The 20,010-nt window shown below is 58.3% G+C and carries 12 protein-coding genes; 9 read left to right on the top strand and 3 right to left on the bottom strand.

Going from position 1 to position 20,010, the window contains the following annotated elements; genetic code table 11:
• Positions 1 to 428 precede the first annotated feature (428 nt).
• Positions 429 to 923, top strand: coding sequence for a hypothetical protein (locus tag OKW43_RS40865; RefSeq protein WP_429454483.1), 495 nt, complete (start codon positions 429 to 431; stop codon positions 921 to 923).
• A 612-nt stretch (positions 924 to 1,535) separates the two neighbouring features.
• On the opposite strand, the gene OKW43_RS40860 is transcribed toward OKW43_RS40865, so the two are convergent.
• Positions 1,536 to 2,327: a hydroxyacylglutathione hydrolase gene (locus OKW43_RS40860; protein WP_429454481.1), complete on the bottom strand. Its 792-nt coding sequence runs from the start codon at positions 2,325 to 2,327 to the stop codon at positions 1,536 to 1,538.
• A 615-nt stretch (positions 2,328 to 2,942) separates the two neighbouring features.
• Here OKW43_RS40860 and OKW43_RS40855 point away from each other — a divergent pair.
• The 6 genes from OKW43_RS40855 to OKW43_RS40830 all read left to right on the top strand — a co-directional run bounded on the left by OKW43_RS40855 (position 2,943) and on the right by OKW43_RS40830 (position 15,593).
• Positions 2,943 to 3,578 carry a putative quinol monooxygenase gene (locus OKW43_RS40855; protein ID WP_429454479.1) on the top strand — a complete coding sequence of 212 codons (636 nt, stop codon included), beginning with the start codon at positions 2,943 to 2,945 and terminating at the stop codon, positions 3,576 to 3,578.
• Between the two features lie 955 nt (positions 3,579 to 4,533).
• Positions 4,534 to 6,738, top strand: coding sequence for an OsmC domain/YcaO domain-containing protein (locus OKW43_RS40850; protein ID WP_429454477.1), 2,205 nt, complete (start codon positions 4,534 to 4,536; stop codon positions 6,736 to 6,738).
• Between the two features lie 1,108 nt (positions 6,739 to 7,846).
• Positions 7,847 to 9,304, top strand: a complete 1,458-nt coding sequence (locus OKW43_RS40845) for an NCS1 family nucleobase:cation symporter-1 (RefSeq protein WP_429454475.1) — start codon at positions 7,847 to 7,849, stop codon at positions 9,302 to 9,304.
• A gap of 1,186 nt (positions 9,305 to 10,490) precedes the next feature.
• Positions 10,491 to 13,289: a cyanophycin synthetase gene (gene cphA, locus OKW43_RS40840; protein WP_429454473.1), complete on the top strand. Its 2,799-nt coding sequence runs from the start codon at positions 10,491 to 10,493 to the stop codon at positions 13,287 to 13,289.
• Between the two features lie 124 nt (positions 13,290 to 13,413).
• Entirely contained in the window at positions 13,414 to 13,746 is a 333-nt protein-coding gene (locus OKW43_RS40835) for a hypothetical protein (protein ID WP_187639114.1), read from the top strand.
• Between the two features lie 152 nt (positions 13,747 to 13,898).
• On the top strand, positions 13,899 to 15,593 hold the full coding sequence (locus OKW43_RS40830) for a transglutaminase-like domain-containing protein (RefSeq protein WP_187639113.1): 1,695 nt from the start codon (positions 13,899 to 13,901) through the stop codon (positions 15,591 to 15,593).
• 27 nt (positions 15,594 to 15,620) lie between these two features.
• On the opposite strand, the gene OKW43_RS40825 is transcribed toward OKW43_RS40830, so the two are convergent.
• Positions 15,621 to 16,445, bottom strand: coding sequence for a cyanophycinase (locus OKW43_RS40825; protein ID WP_187639112.1), 825 nt, complete (start codon positions 16,443 to 16,445; stop codon positions 15,621 to 15,623).
• A gap of 249 nt (positions 16,446 to 16,694) precedes the next feature.
• On the bottom strand, positions 16,695 to 17,570 hold the full coding sequence (locus tag OKW43_RS40820; protein ID WP_429454470.1) for a cyanophycinase: 876 nt from the start codon (positions 17,568 to 17,570) through the stop codon (positions 16,695 to 16,697).
• Positions 17,571 to 18,488: 918 nt separating this feature from the next.
• Here OKW43_RS40820 and OKW43_RS40815 point away from each other — a divergent pair.
• Both OKW43_RS40815 and OKW43_RS40810 read left to right on the top strand, forming a co-directional pair.
• The gene (locus OKW43_RS40815; RefSeq protein WP_429454468.1) at positions 18,489 to 18,776 is read left to right on the top strand and encodes a DUF1330 domain-containing protein; all 288 of its coding nucleotides are present in this window, start codon (positions 18,489 to 18,491) and stop codon (positions 18,774 to 18,776) included.
• A 219-nt stretch (positions 18,777 to 18,995) separates the two neighbouring features.
• Positions 18,996 to 19,616, top strand: a complete 621-nt coding sequence (locus OKW43_RS40810; protein WP_187639109.1) for an MlaC/ttg2D family ABC transporter substrate-binding protein — start codon at positions 18,996 to 18,998, stop codon at positions 19,614 to 19,616.
• Positions 19,617 to 20,010: the final 394 nt, after the last annotated feature.

Here is a 20,010-nt window from a genome sequence, read left to right as displayed (position 1 = left end):
TGGTATTCGTATGGAGCCGATTCTGTCGAAAGCGCGCTGAGGCAATCGTGTGCCGAAAACGGGCTTGAACTCGTTCAAATGTGACGGGCGCTGTCAGCTTTCGGACCGCCATACCCGGGCTGCCGGACGTCGGACATACCTGACGCGCGAGCCGGCGGCGAAAAGGGCTTGGCCGGCAATGGCTTGAGGCGGGTGAGCAACTGGCGATGCGGATACCTTCGGTCGTCTGTGCAGCGCCGGGGTCATCAGCGCCGAACCCTTTGCGCTGGATCCGCGGCTGTTTGGTCAGGCGACGCGATGAGCCCAATGTCGACCTCCGGCACATTAACCATGCATCGGCGATCGATCGTCAGGAGTTGCGGCTTCGCGTAGTAAGTGCCGGCGGCAAGTACGTCTTCCGTCGCCGGTGAGAGGCGCGATACGTCGACGTGCTCACCACGGAACCGTGGCTCTCGACCGCGTGGCGCCTCGCGAATTTGTATCTGGATAGTCTGGGCGCGCAGCGGCTCGGCTCGCAGGACGGCGAGCTGGTCGGATTGAGCCAGGACGCCACCTGCTACGTGTCGCTCGCGTACTTCGACCAGACCGACCCGTTTGCGGATTACGTCGTACATGAGGCGGCACACGTACTGCACAATTGTCGCCGCACAGCGCTCGGTCTACCTGAGCGTCGCCAGTGCCCAACGGCGCTCGACATCGCTTTCCATCAGCGCGAGACCTTTGCCTACGCGTGTGAGGCTTACAGCCGGATTCTTGCGATGGCGCAGGACGGCGAGTCCCGACACGCGGCGCTCGAACGGCATAAGGCGTCGGAGTTACCGCCGAATGAGCGTGTCGATCACGGAACATACCTGGAGATCCTGGCGGAGGCAGTTCGCGCACGCAATGGCTGGCGATGCATCACGAAGCGGTGTGCGCCGTAATGACGGGTTCAGGACGCCGAATCCGGGATCTGCGCGCAGCAGAGCGCGCTGACCGGCGATCGGAGGCGAGAGGGCGAGGGTGAGAATCGCGGCCAGGATTGCGGGAGGTCGACACGAGGGCGGAAATCTAGCGGCGACTGAGTTCCGGCACGGCGGCGATGGTCACGCAAAGCATGTCCACCTGCTGCCCGCGACCCACGACAGTAAACTGGGGCCCATAAGGACGTCGGAAACCGGGGTAAAACCGCCGGCTTCGCGTTCGTGGGGCGTCAGTACCGGGTGGACGTAGGCGGCGACAGTTTGTCGTCGTACGTCATCGGCCAGCGCGTCAAGGGCGGCAAGCCTTAAGTCTAGGCGATCACTCGCGTTTTTACGCAGCCTCGGCCGCATGCTGCCCTTCGCCAATACCCGCCATCGATCCGACAGAGGCGTCCTTCGCTCCGGTCGAAAGCGAACGCTCGTTGGAGCGTCTTGTTGGCCAGGGCCGACTTCCGCCAGGGACTGCTTTGGCGAGGTTAAACCCGGCGGTTCAGCGCCCTCCTGCCTTCGATGATGCCTGCTACACAGAGATGGCCCGATGCGGTGAGCGGCAACGCTCCGCGCCTTGCTGAATCACCACCTGTTGCGCAACTCGCGAAGCTTGAGAAACACCGTCCTGGGATCGGGTTCTTCCGCGAGATCCGGGAAGCTTTCCCGCAACCTGGCGATAACGCTTGCGCTTGTGAGCCGGAAGAAGATGTTGAATTGCTCTTCATCCTTGAGCGTGGTGACGATCGAGGTCTTCGGGTCATGACCCGCCACGCGGGGAAGCAGGGCCCGGGCAGCGGCGTTTTCCGGCTCGAGCGACAACGTGAACCTCAGATTGTTCTCGATGTAGTCATGCCCGGGGTAGATCTTCGTGTCGTCCGGCAGTTTGGCGAGCTGGTCCACAAACGTGGCATACAGCTCGCCCGGATCGCCGCCGTTGTGGCAATTGCCGGCGCCCGCATTGAAAAGGGTGTCGCCGGAAAACAGCGCCGGTTGGTCGGTATGCGATCGCAGGCAGATGTGGCACATGGTGTGGCCGGGCGTGTCCATGCATTCAAGTTCGACCCGCTTCCCGACTTTGATGATGTCTCCGGCCTTGACGCCGCGGTCCACCCCCGCGATGCGAGCGCCGGCCCTGAAATGCGCAAGCAGTCTGGCGCCCGTGGCCGCGACCATCGCTTCGTTGCCGCCGGTGTGGTCCCGGTGCTCGTGGGTGTTGAGGATCTGCGTGATCTGCCAACCCTTGGCCTTCGCGGCGGCGAGGCACTTTTCATGGTCCAGCGGATCGATGGCAAGTGCTTCGCCGGTTTCCGGACATGCAATCAGGTAGTTGAAGTTGCGGTAGGCATTGCCAGTCCAGATACGCTCGACGATCATCGTGTGCTCCCGAGGTCTTGCTGCCAACGAACAGGCATAGCTAGCAAGCCATGTTACTGATCTGAAGCCCATGGAACCGGATCGTCGCGGGGGCAACCCGTAGGCTTCGATCTTCGGCTATGGTAGCAGCGGTCGCCCAACGCCTGTTGGCATTGCTCTGACCAGGACAGTGGGAGCCTCGTCGGACCACATTTCCGCGGGTCACCGGGCCTCAGAGCGCGGCTTACCCGGCGTGCGGCGCTCTTACACTCTTCGCGGCGCAGCATGAGTACCTCAGCTGCTCATCCCCACCGAACGTCGGCAGGCTCCGGCTCCTGACTTGCCGACGTGTCGCAAGCGAAGCTCGTGTAGCTGGAGCTGCCAGAGTCGTATGGGCAAGCCGGTTCCAGCGAACCCGCCTGGAACGGCGAGGCGAAATCCTCTATCGTGTCAGTTGAGGTTCATTGCAGGCGCGCAGGATGCCCGGGCGAGATGTCTCGCGCCCGATACCGCCGGCCGAGGATCGCAGGACCGAAGGTGTCCTCTGGAGCGCTGCGCGGCGCTGCTGGCTTGTTAGCGTCGAAGGACTGCACGCTCAAGCGCTCACGGTCGGTCGATCACGGATGGAGGTGTCTCATGGGCACTAAAGGTCTGCTCGTCAGGTTGGAAGTCAAGGCCGGCTACGACGCCGCCGGGGCGGAAGACGTCCTGCGCTCAGCTCTCGCGATGGGTCGGGCGGAAGCAACGACCGCGTGGTTCGCGATCAGATTCGGGCGATCGGAGTATGGCATCTTCGACGTGTTCCCAGACGATGCCGGCCGCGAGGCGCATCTGGCGGGGCCAGTTATACAAGCGTTGTTGGATGCCGGCGGCAGCGTGTTTGTCGGGGCGCCGCTGATTCAGGAGTTCGAGGTCCTGGCCGACAAGTTGCCTGCAACATCATCGGGCGAGCCGGTCACGAAGGCGCTGCTCCTCACGTTCAAGGCAAAGGCGGCCCATGAGGCGCAGGTCGCGCAGTTCCTTCGCGACGCGCAAGCAATCGTGGAGCAGGAACCCAAGACCGTTGCCTGGTTTGCCATCCGCCTTGACGAGAGTCACTTCGGCATCTTTGACGTCTTCCCCGACAACGGCGGTCGGTTTGCGGACTTGACGGGTCATGTTCCTCGGGAACTCGCCAAGCATTCGCTGTCATTGCTGGGCAGCGTGCCGGATATCGGAATGCTCGACGTGGTCGACGCAAAATGGGCCGACCAGTCTGCGGGGGCGCGGTGATCCTGATGGGGACCCTTCCCCAAAGGTCGGAATCTGCCTCCGGTCGTATCATCAGGGCAGGGGCAGCGCCCTTGTAGCCGAGCGCCCGCGCCGCGACCGGGAGTGGGACGTCGACGGTCGCAGCTTTTCCCTCGTATATCGTAGTCGGCGGGCAAGGTGATTTCACAATGCATCGCATACAAGGTCGGGCTCCAGGTTTTGCTAAAACCAGGCGAGAGACATCCATTGCGAGCGTGCCGCCGCCCGCGATTGTCGCTGATCGACCCGCAGCAGTCGACCGGATTTCTCCAAAGCAGCCGTTCGAACCGGGACCAACGATCTGGATCGGTCCCGATCCGCAGGTCCTGCTGTGACTGCTAGCGAGTCCGAGCGTTGCATATCATCGCCGCAAGGTGTTGCCGTTAACCGTTTCTGCCAATAGTTCACGGTTTGTGGCGAGAACTGGTGTCCCGCGCGAGGTAAGGCCAGGAGGCCAGTTGACAATTCTGTCACCCTTAGCGTTGCAGTTAGGAATGAGCGACAGGATGTCCGTTGATTTTGGTAGCGTTCGGCGTGTCCTCGAATTTGGCTAGTGCGGCTGTCGAGGCGCGCGATTAGCGCATCGGCCTGAGACGGCAGCAAGCGCAAATACCGGAGGTCATTTTTTTATCTCGCACCGCGGACATCTCAGCGCGCAGACCAAAAACGCCAGGCAGTTTGGCACTTTGGATGTTTCTTAGGCGGCCTCCACCACTGTTCGCATTGATGGCGGTGAGAGTGTTATCGTGCTGCGCTTTGTCAGTCGTTCCGGGCAGTGAGTTCGTGCTCCGGGGCAAAGCGACGCTAGTGGAAAAAACGGACAGCGTCAGCGCTCAATGGACACCGCTAGCAACATTCGCGATCTGCAACAGCAACTGCACTTTGTGACGGATAATAGCGGCTACATCATTTTGAGCACAATTTTTGGAATTTCCCCATGGAAATTAAAGTCAATTTTCTCGATAAGCTACGTCTTGAAGCCAAGTTCGATGACTTCACGGTAGTGGCCGACCAGCCTATCCGTTATAAGGGCGATGGCTCGGCGCCAGGTCCCTTCGATTATTTTCTGGCCTCATCGGCTTTGTGTGCAGCTTACTTTGTGAAGTTGTACTGCGTAAATCGCAATATCCCTACCGAAAATATCCGCCTGTCGCAGAATAATATCGTTGATCCGGAAAACCGGCACCAACAGATTTTCAAGATTCAGGTTGAGTTGCCGTCGGATATCTCGGAAGTGGACCGCCGAGGTATTTTGCGCTTCATCGACCGTTGTACGGTGAAAAAAGTGGTGCAAGCCGGGCCCGAGTTTGTCATTGAAGAGGTAGAAAACCTGGATGCCGATGCTCAGTCGTTGCTGACGTTGAAGTCGGCTTCTGATGCCAGCACCTATATTGCGGGCAAGGATTTGCCGTTGGAGCAAACCATCGCCAATATGTCGGGCGTTCTGGCGGGCTTGGGCATGAAGATGGAGATCGCTTCGTGGCGCAATATCGTTCCAAATGTGTGGTCGCTTCATATTCGCGATGCGCACTCGTCGATGTGTTTTACCAATGGCAAGGGAGCGACCAAAGAAAGCGCGTTGGCGTCAGCGTTGGGAGAGTTTATCGAGCGACTGAATTGCAACCATTTCTATGGCGGTGCATTTTGGGGCAAAGACATCGCCAATGCGGAGTTTGTACATTACCCGAATGAGCGCTGGTTCAAGCCTGGCCCTAAGGATGCGCTGCCGGCTGAAATTCTGGATGAGTACTGTCTCGAAATTTATAATTCCGATGGCGAGTTGCATGGCTCGCATCTATACGACACCAACTCCGGCAATGTGGAGCGCGGCATCTGTTCGCTGCCGTTTGTGCGGCAGTCGGACGGCCAAGTGGTGTATTTTCCGTCCAACCTGATCGAGAACCTGTTCGTCAGCAATGGCATGAGTGCCGGTAATACGCTGGCCGAAGCGCAGGTGCAATGCCTGTCCGAAATTTTCGAACGGGCGGTAAAGCGCGAAATTCTGGAAGGCGAAATCGCTTTGCCTGATATGCCGCACGAAGTGCTGGCGAAATACCCTGGCATTCTGGCCGGAATTCATGGATTGGAAGAGCAGGGCTTTCCGGTGCTGGTAAAGGATGCGTCGCTGGGTGGGACCTACCCGGTGATGTGCGTCACCTTGATGAACCCGCGCACAGGCGGTGTCTTTGCCTCGTTCGGCGCGCACCCAAGCTTGGAGGTGGCGCTGGAACGGAGTCTGACGGAATTACTGCAGGGGCGTAGTTTTGAAGGCCTGAACGATTTACCTCAGCCCACCTTTGTCAGTAACGCCGTGACTGAACCAAACAACTTTGTTGAGCACTTCATTGATTCCAGCGGTGTAGTGTCGTGGCGCTTTTTCAGCGCCAAAGCGAATTACGAGTTTGTTGAGTGGGATTTTTCGGGCCAGGGTGAAAACTCCAATGCCGAGGAAGCAGCAACCTTGTTCGGTATTCTCGAAGACATGGGCAAAGAGGTGTACACGGCGGTGTATGACCAACTGGGTGCCGTAGCCTGCCGGATTTTGGTGCCCGATTATTCGGAAGTTTACCCGGTAGAGGATTTGATCTGGGATAACACAAACAAGGCGCTATTGTTCCGCGCGGATATTTTGAACTTGCATCGACTGGACAATGCCTCCCTGGCAGCACTGCTTGAGCGGTTGGAGAACAGTGAGCTGGACGAGCACTCCGATATTGCCACTTTGATCGGCATCGAATTTGACGAGAATACGGACTGGGGGCAGCTAACAGTTCTCGAGTTGAAACTGTTGATTCATCTCGCCTTGAAGCAATTTGAGGAAGGGCAGGAGCTGATCGGAGCTTTTCTGCAGTACAACGACAACACGGTCGAGCGCGGATTGTTTTACCAGGCCTTGAATGTGGTCTTGGAGGTGATGCTCGATGACGACCTTGAACTGGACGACTACGTGGTCAACTTCCGTCGAATGTTTGGCAACGCCCGGATGGACGCGGTACTTGGGACAGTGGACGGCAGCGTGCGCTTCTTTGGGCTAACGCCAACGAGTATGAAGCTGGAGGGTCTCGACAGGCACCACCACCTGATCGACAGCTACAAAAAATTGCATAAGGCGCGGGCCAATGCGGCGGCTACTGCGAAGTAGGGTTGCGAGGCATGGCTGGACGCGATGATACCGCTCATCGCCCGCTCAAAAAACACCCGTTCGATATCTGAGCGGCCATCTGTGCCGGCGTGCATCAATGTTGATGCCGCCGACGTTGATGGCCAGATAAAAGGCAGATCGAGGGCCTTCGGTAGTCCCCCGTTTCTAACGGCGCTCAGAAGTAGAGCTTTCCGCTTCGGGCAACGATGTAATGTCGCTATTTCGGGCGGGCAGTATGACCGACCATAGTCCGCTATCTCACCCGCCCCGCTGATGAGATGTTGGGCGCCGCCCACCTTGTCACGACCGGAGCGGATATGTTTGTAGTCGCTAATTCTGCCGGTCAGTTCACACGTTCTAAATCTTGCGCCGAGGCCACTGATGTTCGGTGGATCGGAACCTGTGCATGTTGGATCGTTTCGTAGAACCCATACGACGATTCGCGCGAACGCGTCGCCGATGTTCGCCGTGCCGAGGCGTGTACGTGCCCTCCCAAGGTGTCCCTGACAGGTGGTCACCTGATAGGCAGAGCGCCGGCCGGGTTGATCGGCGGATTGTCCACGATCCATGGCGAGGCATCGACTGGCTGCTTGTGGCCGAACCCGGTCCGACAGCAAACTTCGGAGAGGGGCTGAGCACCGCCGGTTGCGTTCGGCGGCACCCGATCACTTCTGCCATTTGAGATCGCATCTGAACTGACGAACGCCAGCTGTCGCCCGATCCGGGACCATCGGAGGTAAATCAAACACGGCATTTGAATCGGGCTGCCCTCACATCGAACCCTTCGACGAGGGGTCCTCCAGCCATCTCCACATCAACGGCCCCACAGATTGCGAGCGGGACGCAGCAACGGTAAGCGTCGCGCAATTTTATTGATTTGTGCGGTCACATGGACAACAACGACGAACTTTCGATTGCGCTCATTGTGCGTGGGATCGGATTGTTGGCTTGCGCCGACATGCCTCTCGACTAGGGTTAACCCATTCAGAGCTGTGCGGCAAAGTAGATACAGTTCTTGCATACGAGCCTGCTTCAGACGCGGGGGCATCGCCGCCCAGGGTCGTCTGGCGGTGTTTCCTCAGTTCCACGAACTCAAAGGAGACGACAGATGGAAATCCGCAACCCTTCCCCCGGCCTCTACAACGAAGATCTCGCACCCGCCCGGGTGCGCAACTGGGGTGCCTTTAGCATTTTCAACGTCTGGACGTCGGACGTGCACAGCCTCTGGGGCTACTACCTCGCCGCCAGCCTGTTCCTGCTGTGCGGCAGCTTTACCAACTTTGTGCTGGCGATCGGGCTCGGCTCACTCGTGATCTTCGCGCTGATGAATCTGATCGGCTACGCCGGCGAGAAGACCGGCGTGCCATACCCGGTGCTGGCGCGCGCCTCTTTCGGCGTGTGGGGCGCCAACCTCGCTGCGCTGGTGCGCGCCGTGGTGGCCTGCTTCTGGTACGGCGCGCAGACGGCAGCGGCTTCAAGCGCGATCGTTGCGCTGTTGATTCGCAGCGCCAGCCTGATGGAGTTCCACAAGGGCACGCACTTCCTCGGCCACTCGGGACTGGAAGTGATCTGCTACTTCATCGTCTGGGCGCTGCAGCTGCTCATCATTCAGAAGGGCATGGAAACGGTGCGCAAATTCCAGGACCTGGCCGGTCCGGCGGTGTGGATCGCGATGCTGATCCTGGCGATCGGCCTGTGCGTCAAGGCCGGCGGCTTCTCGTTCGAGCATGGCATTCCGATGGACGCGCTGCTCGAGAAGACCAAAGACGCCGGCGTCAGCGGCGAGCCCGGCTCGTTCTGGGCGCTGATGGCCGTAGGCGCGACCTGGATCACCTACTTCGCGGCGCTGTACCTGAACTTTTGCGACTTCTCGCGCTATGCGAGAAACCGCGACGCAGTCAAGAAAGGAAATCTGTGGGGCCTGCCGGTCAACCTGATTGCGTTCTCGCTGGTCGCCGGCGTCACCACCATCGCCGCCTTCAGGGTGTACGGCGAAGTGCTGCTGCACCCCGAGCAGATCTCAGCCAAGTTCGACAGCTGGATACTGGCACTCATCGCGGCGCTGACCTTCGCAGTCGCCACGCTCGGCATCAACGTGGTGGCCAATTTCGTCTCGGCGGCGTTCGACATCTCCAACACGTTCCCCAGGCAGATCAGCTTCAAGAAGGGCGGTTTCATCGCTGCAGCCATCGCGCTGGTGCTCTACCCGTTTGCGCCGTGGGAAGGCAACGCCGCGCACTTCGTCAACGCCATCGGCGCCACGATGGGCCCGCTGCTGGGGATCATCCTGGTCGACTACTATCTGGTGGCCAAGGGCAACATCAACGTGGCGGCGCTCTACCAGGAGCACGGCGAGTATCGCTACGAAGGCGGCTGGAACGTCAACGCGCTGGCCGCGGCGGCGGTCGGCAGCGTGTTTTCGACCTTCCTGCCGAACTTCACCGATCTGCTGCCGGTTTGGTGGAATACATATGGCTGGTTCTTCGGCGTAGTGATCGGCGGCGGCATGTACCTGATCTTGGCGACGCTGCGGCCGCGTACCGCGATCGCCCCTACCCGCGTTTAAGGCTCTTTCCATCCCGATCAGGTAGGGTCAAGCACTGGCGCGGCATCGCCGGGTGCCTCCCGGAAGCGGGCGGTCGGTCACGATAGCCGCGTGCGACTCGCGAATCGCAGATTTGGTCGACGATCCGCCTGATGGCATCGTTCAAAGAAGGGCACTTTCGGCCAGGAAGCGTCACTCGCCCACATGATCGTTCGACTGGTTGAATCCGCCCCAGCAAGCGGCCATTCCATTCGCGAGGATGAACGTTGCTTCATCGGCCATTCCGGACACTCGTGCGTGGTTGCAAATGTGCGTGGTCGCTAATCGCACTCTCTTGTCGGCTTTGCGGAACCGCCAGCCTATTCGAGCGATCGAGCGATCGGCCCGGACGAGACTCTCGGTCTCGACACGCCGAAGTGGACGATGGTGGATGATCTGACTTATGTCGTTCAGGCGAATCACTGCCATGGAGCAACGGTGCGCGGGCAATCTGTGGTTCCTCGGTTGGGCCACGTTCGCCGTGACGCAAGGACAGTTGCTCGCCAAGGTCCCTTACTCCTGAGAGCCGATAGGCGTTCGGATTCGGCAAGATCTCAAATGTCGGGCAGAAAATTACGGAAGAGATGTTGCTTTATCTGGAAATGCCTCTATTTTTAAAGTGGCCGATCGGTCGGAGATGGTTCCGGGCAGTCATCGTGCTTGGAACACCCATGAGTGCGTCTCTGTTGCGACGACTACAAAGTGGCGCGCGTCTTACCTGTAATAACTCTCGTCCAGTTCAAGGTTATGACGCTGGAGCGTTAGGGTGTGGGTGACCGTTTAACAAATCTACCACCGGCCAGGAGCACGACGTGAAGGCACCCTGCAGCATGTCCAGTCAGGTCCTCGCGCTCATCGAGCGGACCAGGTCAGGACCAGTGAGAAAGAAGGTTAGTGCTGCTCATCTCGGCAACGCGCTGTCAAGGCGGAGTCGTTTCGTGGCGATGCTGTTCTGCCATCTTGGCCGAGTCCATTCCCTGCATGAAAACGAAGCGAAGGCCCGTCGAGTCACGTTGGTGCTTGCGGCTTGCCCGACAGTGCTGGCGTGCACGATCCCCAATTTCGTCTCCCATCTACCTCACAACCGCATCAGATCAGGCCATGGCTGTAGGGACTTCGGCGGCTTTGGAGACCAATGACCTGAAACGAGACTGCAGGAGGTCATGAAATGGAAGTCAAGTCACTCATCGCTTATCAAGGACCCAATATTCATGCCCATTTCCCGGTCATTCGGTACACCATCGATCTGGGGGTGCTTGAAGAGTGGCCAACCGGGCGCCTCGGTCAAGGCTTCATCGATCGTCTCCTTGGCTATCTGCCCGGCCTTCGGGAACATGGCTGTTCCTATCAAGCCCCCGGTGGGTTCGTGCGGCGCATGGTCGAAGGCGAAGGAACGTGGCTGGGCCATGTCATGGAGCACGTAGCGATCGAACTGCAGAAGGTGGCAGGCTCGGATGTGAGTTTTGGCAAGACGCGCGCCGCCGGGCCGCGCGGGCATTACGACATAGTCTACGAATACCTGGACGAGGATGTCGGTCGGCAAGCCGGAGACCTTTCCCTGGCCCTGCTCGAACACCTGCTTCCTGAAGACCTGAAGCTGAAGCCGGAGCGGAACTTCGATGACGCTTTCGACTTTGAACATGAACTGGATGAACTCATCCGTTATGCGCGGGGTTGCGACGTGGGACCTAGCACTGCCGCATTGGTGAGCGCCGCCATGAAGCGCTCGATTCCATGGACGCGCCTAAACCGCGGCAGCTTGATACGGCTCGGCTACGGCCGCTTCCAGAAAAGCATCAAGGCGACGCTCACCAGCGAGACCCGTCAGATCGCGGTAGACCTGGCTTCGGACAAGGCGGAGACCAACCGGATCCTGCGTGACGCGGGCCTGCCGGTGCCGAGGCAGCGCAAGGTCTATAGCGCCCGCGACGCCGTCCATAGTGCCGAACAGATCGGCTATCCCGTTGTGATCAAGCCATTGGACTCTAATCACGGGCAGGGTGTATCGGTTCAGGTTACAACCCCGGAGCGGGTGGAGCTCGCTTTTGAGAGGGCTCAGGAGTACAGCGAGGCAGTGCTCGTCGAAAGCTATATACCGGGGTCTGATTACCGCATGCTGGTCGTCAATGATCAATTGTTGGCGGTTGCCAGACGCATCCCCGCACATGTGTCAGGTGACGGTGTTCACACCATCGAGGAGTTGGTGGACGAGGTGAACGAGGATCCACGCCGGGGTGTGGGACATGAAAACGTGCTCACCCGCGTGGAACTCGACGGCGTGGCAGAACGCTTCCTTGCTGACAAGGGTTATGGTCTCACGACGGTGCCTGTGGCGGGCGAGATCGTCTACTTGTGTGCCACCGCCAACCTTTCCACCGGCGGCACCGCCATCGATGTTACCGATAGCGTGCACCCGGACAACCGGGAGATGGCCGTCCGGGCCATCAGGGCCATCGGCCTGGACGTCGGGGGAGCTGATTTCATTACCACGGATATCTCCGCGCCATATCGTGAGACCGGCGGGGCCATGTGCGAGGTGAATGCTTGCCCGGGTCTACGGATGCATCTGGCGCCCACTGAAGGAACGCCCAGGGACGTTGCCGGTCCCATCATCGATATGCTGTTTCCACCCAGTGCTCCAAGCACCATTCCCATTGCCAGCATTACCGGCACCAATGGCAAGACCACCACGTCGCGCATGCTCGCTCATATCTTGAAACTGGCGGGGTACACGGTGGGTTTGGGCACCACCGACGGCATCTATGTCGACGGACGGTTGACTGTGAAGGGTGACATGACCGGAACGACGTCCGCCCGCATGATTCTTGCGGACCCCGCCGTGGATGCCGCCGTACTGGAGACGGCCCGGGGCGGCCTGCTGCGGCGGGGTCTGGGCTATCCGGAATGCAGCGTGGCGGGCTGCCTCAATGTGACCGCCGATCACCTGGGCCTGCGCGGGGTCGAAACGGTGGAGCAAATGGCGGAGGTCAAGCGCATCGTCGTCGAGGTGGCGAAGGAGATGGCCGTCCTCAACGCTGACGACGCCTTGTGCCTGAAGATGGCGGATCATAGTCACGCAAACCGCCTGGGCTACGTGACCATGAACGCGGCTCACCCCTTGGTAAATGAGCACGTCCAGGCGGGCGGCGTGGCGGTCGTGCTGGAGGAAGAGATAAACGGCCACATGGTCTGCCTGTGGGACAGCGGTCACCGTTTTCCTTTGTTGTGGACTCACGTGATCCCAGCCACGGTGCAGGGGCTCGCATTCCACAATGTGCAGAACGCGATGTTCGCTGCGGCCCTCGCCCACGGCCTCGGGATCGATCTCGAGAGCATCCGCCGTGGCCTGCGCACCTTTGATAACACCTTCCTCCAGACCCCCGGCCGCCTGAACATCTACGATCAGCATCCCTTCAGGGTGATTTTGGACTATGCCCATAACCCCGCGGCCGTGAAAACCATGTGCGGTCTGGTAGACCGGTTGGGAGCCGAGCGTGCGAAGATCGTTTCGCTGACGGTTCCCGGCGACCGCCGTGACGAGGACATCCTGGAGATCGGCCATATCGCGGCGGGACACTTTGAGCACTACATTTGTCACAGGGACAGTGACTCGCGTGGACGGGATCACCTCGAAGTGCCGGAAATGCTGCGAGAGTCACTACGCCAGAATGGAGTCGGGGCAGAGCAGATCGAGGTCATAGCCGATGAGCAGACGGCGAATCAGTCGGCGCTCGAAATGGCCGGGCCTGGCGACTTGCTCCTCTTGTTGAGCGAAGACTACACACGTGCCTGGGAGCAGATCGTGCGTTTCAGGCCAGACGCGCAAACAGGGCACGCCATTGAGAGAAGGCCGACCCCAGTCAAGATCCGTCAAGACGACCTGGGCGGGTTCGGGTGGGACAGTAGTAGCATGGAGATCATTCGTGACGAGCGCGGCGTGCGGTTGGCGCGAGAGATTGAAGACTGAATGACTGTTCGCCGTGGTTACGACGACCTGCCAGGCGGTCGCAAGCGGACCTGGTGACAGGGCTCCAGGGCGGATGAAGCGTGAGGTCCATCCTTCATGGAGTTCAATACCTTGGAGAGTCAAAATGGATGAGAAACAGAAATTTCTTCTCTACAACGATAACGACGCCACGCTGGATGCCTCCTCGAAGCGGAGGATGGCCGTCGAAATCGCCCTGGACCTGATACGTCATGAAGCAATGAGCGGGTCTTCGCGCAATCCCCTGGATTCAAATCTAAGGCATCTCTCGGACTTTGCCGATTTTATTCAAGAGGCCTTGAGAGGTGGTGAGCAAGAAGACTTGAGAGGCAGTGAGCGAGAGGACCTGAGAGACAGGGAGCGAGACGACCTGAGAAACAGGGAGCGGGAAAACCTGAGAGGCAGGGAGCGGGAAACGTCGAGAGGCCGACAGCATTAGCGGTCTTGGTGCGCTTGTGCGCAGAAGGCGCAGCGCACACCCTCAAGGAGCTCTGTTGCGGTTTCAAGCGCCGCCTCCGACAAGACTTGGAGAGAATGGGTCGGGCGTATGCCCGGCCCATGCCTCACCGATCAGAATGATCCGGGGGATTTGTGATCACCTCGATAAAACCGCTCTTTGCAAAGAACATCACCTCTATAGATAGCAATGAGGAAGATGCGATCTTCGTCGTAGATCCGGAGCTTGGGGCTCTTGGCAGAATTGACGTTCGGACGGGATTCTTTCAAGGAGTTGTCAACTTCAAAAGCTTCAACGAATTCAAGGGGGCAGGTGCCATATGTATGCGACCGGATGGCATTATAAATTATTCGCGTTTTAATAGAATCTATGCGCTCGGGATAGAAAATGGGATGGTCTATGAAGTTATGGACACCGTCACAATCCCTGACGCAAAAGATGTTGTCGGTCTATATTGGAAAGGCGGTAGATATTACGTGGCTGACAGTGGCGGGATCCTGTTCATTCTGGATGGGGATCGGCCAATACGGTCAGTGGATGTGGGCAATAGAATAAACGACATTACCTTGCATGGGGATCGCCTCTTCATATTGAGTGACATTAGTCGGGCCATTTATATATACAGTCTTGACGGGACTCATTTGGCATCGCTGACGACACCCCATGAGGGGGCGTCGGGAATAGCTTCAGTTAAAACATCAGATATACAAAGATCTGGCATCTATATATACTACAATCAGAAAAGTTGGGACGTCTTTGATGATGCGGGCGCGAAGCCGGCTGTCGACAACAGTCCAAATATAAAACTCAACAGGAACATTTCAGATGGCTTTATAGAGAAACTTGATTATAAAATAATGGGGCTTGGTATGGCTGGAAATTTCGGGCTTTCGGATGGTTACGAAGTGGAATTTTCTTATGCCGAAATGCTCAAGCCTGCCCATGATATTCTGGAAAGGATCAAGGGCGTCAAGATGTGCGTCAGGTTGTCGATTCCGGTCGAGACGCGAAGGCAGAAGGTGAAATCAGTAAAAATTATTGGAGATGTTCCTGGGATTATAAGAAGGGACGAAAGCGGCAACGAGATTGCGGAATTCGATTTCAGGGGCGTTGAGCTTGATAAAGAACGCCGTTACTTCGGCTACAGCGCCGTAATTGAACTATATGGGATAAGGTTCAAGTTGAATGTCCCGGATTCAGGCTATCCAGACGAAATTAAGACGCGATTTCTTAAGAGAGAGCTCAGGTACGATATGGATAGGCAAGAGTTAAGGCGCATTGCTGCGGACCTGATTTCGGCGATCCCGAGAAAAGAGCGCGGAAATGTAGTCAAGATTGCGAAAACCGTGCGCGAATATGTTTATAGCAGATTGGCGTACCGCTACAACAACGCGTATACAAGTCCCGTTGAGACCTTGAGAAGCGGCGAAGGGACTTGCGGAAAGTACATGGAACTGTTGATAGGATTAATGAGGCTTTGCGGGGTGGCATGCAGGCCGGTCGGGGATTTCAAGGTTCCCGAATACAAACTGAGATATGCAAGGGTCAACTCGGTCTGTGTGCCGGATTATGATCATGCGTGGGTAGAGTTCTATGTCCCCGCGGTAGGATGGGTACCTATGGAAAGCTCATCGGACAATCTGCCGGAAAGGCACGAAAGGTTTTTTGGCGCTCTGTCGTGGATCTATATAGAAAACAGCAGGACGGATAAGATGTGCGAGATATGCAGGCCCGACTCCTGGGAAAAGGTCGGTAACGATCTGATGTATTCGGACTTTTTTGTACCTGACATTCAGATCAAGATTCTCCGGGAGGCCTCGTTGCACTAGTCGCTCCCTGACGGGATGAATGCGAAATTAGCGCCGTATGCTCGCCATATGCGCTGTTAAATCATACAGGCTGCCTTCAACCAGTATGTCCAGGTGCAGGCCAACTACGCTTACTGGGGCATGGCGGCGATCCGGATGTATGGCGGAGTGTTGCAGTTGGGAGGGGTCCACAATGGTGATGCCACCGCTGCCCAGGACCTGCAGCCTATGATCCGGACCGATAAAGGCGGCCGTGTCTTCATCCAGGCCGATGCCGATGGCAAGTGGGTTGTAAGTCAAGGCCATGAGCAGACGCCCGAGCCGGTCCTGGTGGCGAAAGTGCTGATCGATGATCAACCGCTCGATCAGGCCCAAGCCCGGCGCTAATTGAACAATGTCAGCACGCGGCGTAGTGCCACTCTCACCGGCCGCAATCATCTGCCCGGGCAGGAACGCTGCGCCAGCGGAGGTGCCGGCCATGTGCATACCCTGTGCATTCCGGTTGCGAATTTTCTGCGCCATCGAAGTACCACCTAGCGTCTCGGAAAGATGGACCGGGTCGCTCCCCGTGAGGAAAAGCCCGTCGACAATATCGAGCATGTCCAGGTTTCGCTTCGCCTCGCAGTCGGTTCGGGTCTCAAATTTGAGGGCACTGACCCGATCCCCCCCCAGATCACGGAACGCCCTTTCATAACGGCGGCCGGCGTCCTTGGTCGCGGAGCCCGTAAGGATGATGCCGATATGCGCGCGGGAGCCGCCGCAAATCTCGATGAAGCGGCGCAGGATGGCAGCGTTTCGTATTAGCCTTCCATCGCCCCCGATGGGGACGATAAAGCCTCGTGTACCGCCAATGGGCGCCTTTGCACGACTCAACTTTCACTCCGATAGAGTGGCCAAATCTTGAAGTAGCCCAAGTCTCGTGCAGCCACCACGTAACCCACTTTTCCGGCCGGAGCTTTTGTTGCTGCCGGGCTCGAATCAGCTGACGTCTTATCTTCGCATCTTCGAGGGGTTGACGCATGATATGCGATTTTATATCGGCAAGCGGAACGTGGAGCGGGGCAGCACAGATACGCGCTGCCCCGCTTCGTGGATGATCCGGCTTTTGCCTCTTCTAGCCGATCAGGTCAGAGCAGTAGCGTTCGATCTACTGGGGACGTAACTCCGCGCAGACAACGTACCGCCTACCAGGCTATGCGTCCCGAGATGATACATATTGCCATCAACCAGGATATGCAGACGTATTCCGGTCAAGCCTACCGGGTCGTCATGGCGAACGGAATCAGCTGCAGAGTTGCGCAGATTCGACCCGTCGATGATGGTGACGCCGCCGCTGCCTACCACCTCCAGCATTTCGTCTGGACCGATGAACGCAGCCGTATCCTCGTCCAGCCCAATGCCCACCCCAAACGGGATCGAAGCCACTGCCGTAAGCAGGCGTCCGAGCCGATCCCGCTGGCCGAAGTGTTGGTCGATAACAAAACGGCTGATGAGCCCCAAGCCTGGTGCCAGGTCGACCATCCCGGCGCGGGGCGTGGCCCCGCTCTTCCCCCCGGCAATCATGGCAGCTGACATGGCGGAAGCCCCGGCCGAGGTCCCGGCTACGTGCATGCCGTGTGCGTTACGGCTATGAAGCTTCTCCGCCGCCGGCGTGTCGCTCAGCATCTCGGCAAGGCGTACCTGATCGCCCCCGGTCATGAAGACCCCGTCGGCGCGATCGAGCACCTTCAGGTATCTGTCCGATTCGCAGTCACGGCGTGTCTTGAATGGCAGGATACTGACTCGGTCAGCGCCGAGATCGCGGAACACCGACTCATAGAGATCCCCCGTGTCATCCAGCGAGGAGGCAGTGGGGATGACCGCAATGTGCGCGCGCGACCCACCGCAAAGTTTCACGAAACGGCGCAGAATAACCGGGTTCTGAACCCGATTTTCCGCGCCGCCAATAGGGATAATAAAGCCTCGCGCGGCACCCTTCGGCGATCTTCCGGAACGCATACCATTCACTCCTTCTCAAAGCTTGACCGGCGACCTGGCGGTCCGCCCTAGGTACGACAATCGCAGCTGTCTGCCCGATGATTCGAGCAGCGCCACAACCGTGCTGAATCAGTCGGGCAGCACCTTCGTGGGCGCTGTGCAGCAACCCGCGAACTTGAAGCCTGCAGCAATAGTGGACAGGTAGTTTGCATCTTCCTCGCGTCACACCAGATCTGCACCTGCCCACACCTTACAATATTTTAAAGCAAAAAATGCACCAACGTTTTTGTCCGCATGGGTTGGTGCGAACCCTTGGCGCAGATCGCGATTGCGAACGAACTCGCGAGAACTTCGGTCCGCCGCGGAAGCGCATGAATAGAATATGCACGCAATAAGTGCATATTTGAACCGATGTGGTGCGATGCTGACGCATCGATTCAAGTATTGCAGGTGGCGCTTGGCGCCGGAGCGTCGCAATTCGTCTGTTACCAGTCGACGTACCCGGCAGATCAGTCAAACGCCTGCCACCCGGGGCAAATCTTCTGTACACATTCGGCCGCTGCTCTTTTCGGCAAACGTGACTGTTATTGGGTCCTCACTCGATGCTTATCCGACGCCTGCCCACACGCGCCGCGGCGCACTCACAGCCATGTGAATGAGGGCAGACGTCGAATAACCCTTAACGTCTACCGTCATGAGATCGGCCTCGGCTAGGGACGGCCGCTCAGCCAGAGTTCGCGACCGCCCGCTTCCTGGGTCTGCCGGCGACGCTGATCAACCGTCTAACTGCATTCGACCAAACAGCGCGGCTCCATCGAAAGACGTGGCACCGGGGCACGGACGGGCCGATCGTTATGGTTGTCCCCCAAAGAAAGGGGGCCGCTTCGGAACTCTCGTGTCATCATCTCTTGCACCATTCCTACTGCAGGAGCGCATGCCATGGCAACCTATATTGTCTTCACGCGAGAAAGCATGCAGGATCAAAGCGAGCTCGGCACTTCCCTAAGTGCGGTCGGCGAGACCTTTAAAGGTCACCCAATCAAGATTCTGGCTGCCTGCGGACCTCAGCAGGTGCTTGAAGGTGACTCGCCGGAGGGTGTCGTAATCGTGGAGTTTCCGACCACGGCGGCTGCGCGTGCATGGTATGACAGCCCGGCGTATCAGGAGGTTACACAGCACCGTTTCAAGGCGGCGCGCTTTCGCGCAGTACTCGTCGAGGGTGTCTGACGAAGGTCGTGAACAATCGGCGGATTGCAGCACTCATGAGTTCCGCAGCGGTTACCTGATCTTTCTACCGCATCTGTCGGGCGGGAGCACGGAGATAATTCTGCGCGGCGTTCGATCGGCTAGCGGCACGAAATTGACCCGACGCGGCGCGACATGACTGGACGTAGGCAGAGCACCCATGTATTGCGTGCAGTGAAGGATCAGTCAAGGTTTGCGCATATGAAGAATCTTTTTCTGTTGCCTCTTTGCGCGGCGTTTTTCTTGCTCGGCGTGGCGTATGCGGAAGTCGACCAGTCAGACCCGCGAGCGCTGATCAAGACTGCGACGCAGCAGATACTCGACGAGGTGCGGGACCGGGCGATCCAGCCGAACGATATCCCCCGCATCATGGATATCGTGAACCGGGACATTCTTCCTTATACCGATTTTCGACGCACGACCTCGCTCGCGATGGGGCGTTACTGGAGAACGGCGACGCCTGCGCAGCAGCAAGAGGTGGTCAAGCAGTTCAAGATGCTTCTGATTTACACGTATTCAGGTGCCGTGGGTCAGCTCCGTGCGGATCAACGGATCGACTATCCGCCTTCCCACTTCGCGCCGACCGATGAGGATGTGGTGGTGCGCACAGTTGCGGACAGGAACGGACAGCCGGCGGAGATTGACTACCGTTTGTACAAGACCCCGGAAGGGTGGCGTCTATATGATCTGAACGTCCTCGGCGTTTGGCTGATCCAAACCTATCGGCAGCAGTTCAGCGACAAGATCAAGCAAAGCGGCATGGACGGTCTGATCCAGTTTCTCACTGAGCGGAACCAGCAGCTTGCTTCGAGCAAACGGTAAAAGACGCTTCAGTGCGGTGACAATAGATGAATAGGCTTGATCGATATTCGAGAGCCACGGTGATTGCGGCAGAATGGGTGATACGTCCTGACGCGGCTCGAGCCGACATTCGCCAGCGCGGTTGCGGTGCCGTTCGACCGGTTGAATCCGCCCTCGTAAGCGGACGTCGAGTCCGCGTGACGTTGAATGGCCCGAGAAGGGACAGTCGCCTCGTCGCACCCAGTGGCCGAAGTGTGCCAGGAAACGGCCAGTCGTAGTGCCACTGACCCGAGAAAGAGGGGATTTCCCTTGAATTCCTACTGCGATCCACCATGCGGCGCCCGCAGCATGGTCGGAGCAACAGAAGGCTTGTCACCAGGTGTCGCGAGCGACGATGGTACGTTTTTCTCGCAAT

It is taken from the genome of Paraburkholderia sp. WC7.3g (genome assembly GCF_050436345.1).
In the GTDB taxonomy this organism is placed as follows: Bacteria; Pseudomonadota; Gammaproteobacteria; order Burkholderiales; family Burkholderiaceae; genus Paraburkholderia; species Paraburkholderia podalyriae.
Note: the sequence above shows the minus strand (reverse complement) of the source record. Positions and strands in the feature narration are given on the sequence as shown.

What these genes read in the sequence shown, in the direction of transcription:
- OKW43_RS40860 (WP_429454481.1), bottom strand. Translation starts at nt 2,327, where the DNA reads ATGATCGTCGAGCGTATCTGGACTGGCAATGCCTACCGCAACTTCAAC.
- OKW43_RS40820 (WP_429454470.1), bottom strand. Translation starts at nt 17,570, where the DNA reads ATGCGTTCCGGAAGATCGCCGAAGGGTGCCGCGCGAGGCTTTATTATC.
- OKW43_RS40850 (WP_429454477.1), top strand. Translation starts at nt 4,534, where the DNA reads ATGGAAATTAAAGTCAATTTTCTCGATAAGCTACGTCTTGAAGCCAAG.
- OKW43_RS40815 (WP_429454468.1), top strand. Translation starts at nt 18,489, where the DNA reads ATGGCAACCTATATTGTCTTCACGCGAGAAAGCATGCAGGATCAAAGC.
- OKW43_RS40835 (WP_187639114.1), top strand. Translation starts at nt 13,414, where the DNA reads ATGGATGAGAAACAGAAATTTCTTCTCTACAACGATAACGACGCCACG.
- cphA (WP_429454473.1), top strand. Translation starts at nt 10,491, where the DNA reads ATGGAAGTCAAGTCACTCATCGCTTATCAAGGACCCAATATTCATGCC.
- OKW43_RS40855 (WP_429454479.1), top strand. Translation starts at nt 2,943, where the DNA reads ATGGGCACTAAAGGTCTGCTCGTCAGGTTGGAAGTCAAGGCCGGCTAC.
- OKW43_RS40810 (WP_187639109.1), top strand. Translation starts at nt 18,996, where the DNA reads ATGAAGAATCTTTTTCTGTTGCCTCTTTGCGCGGCGTTTTTCTTGCTC.
- OKW43_RS40845 (WP_429454475.1), top strand. Translation starts at nt 7,847, where the DNA reads ATGGAAATCCGCAACCCTTCCCCCGGCCTCTACAACGAAGATCTCGCA.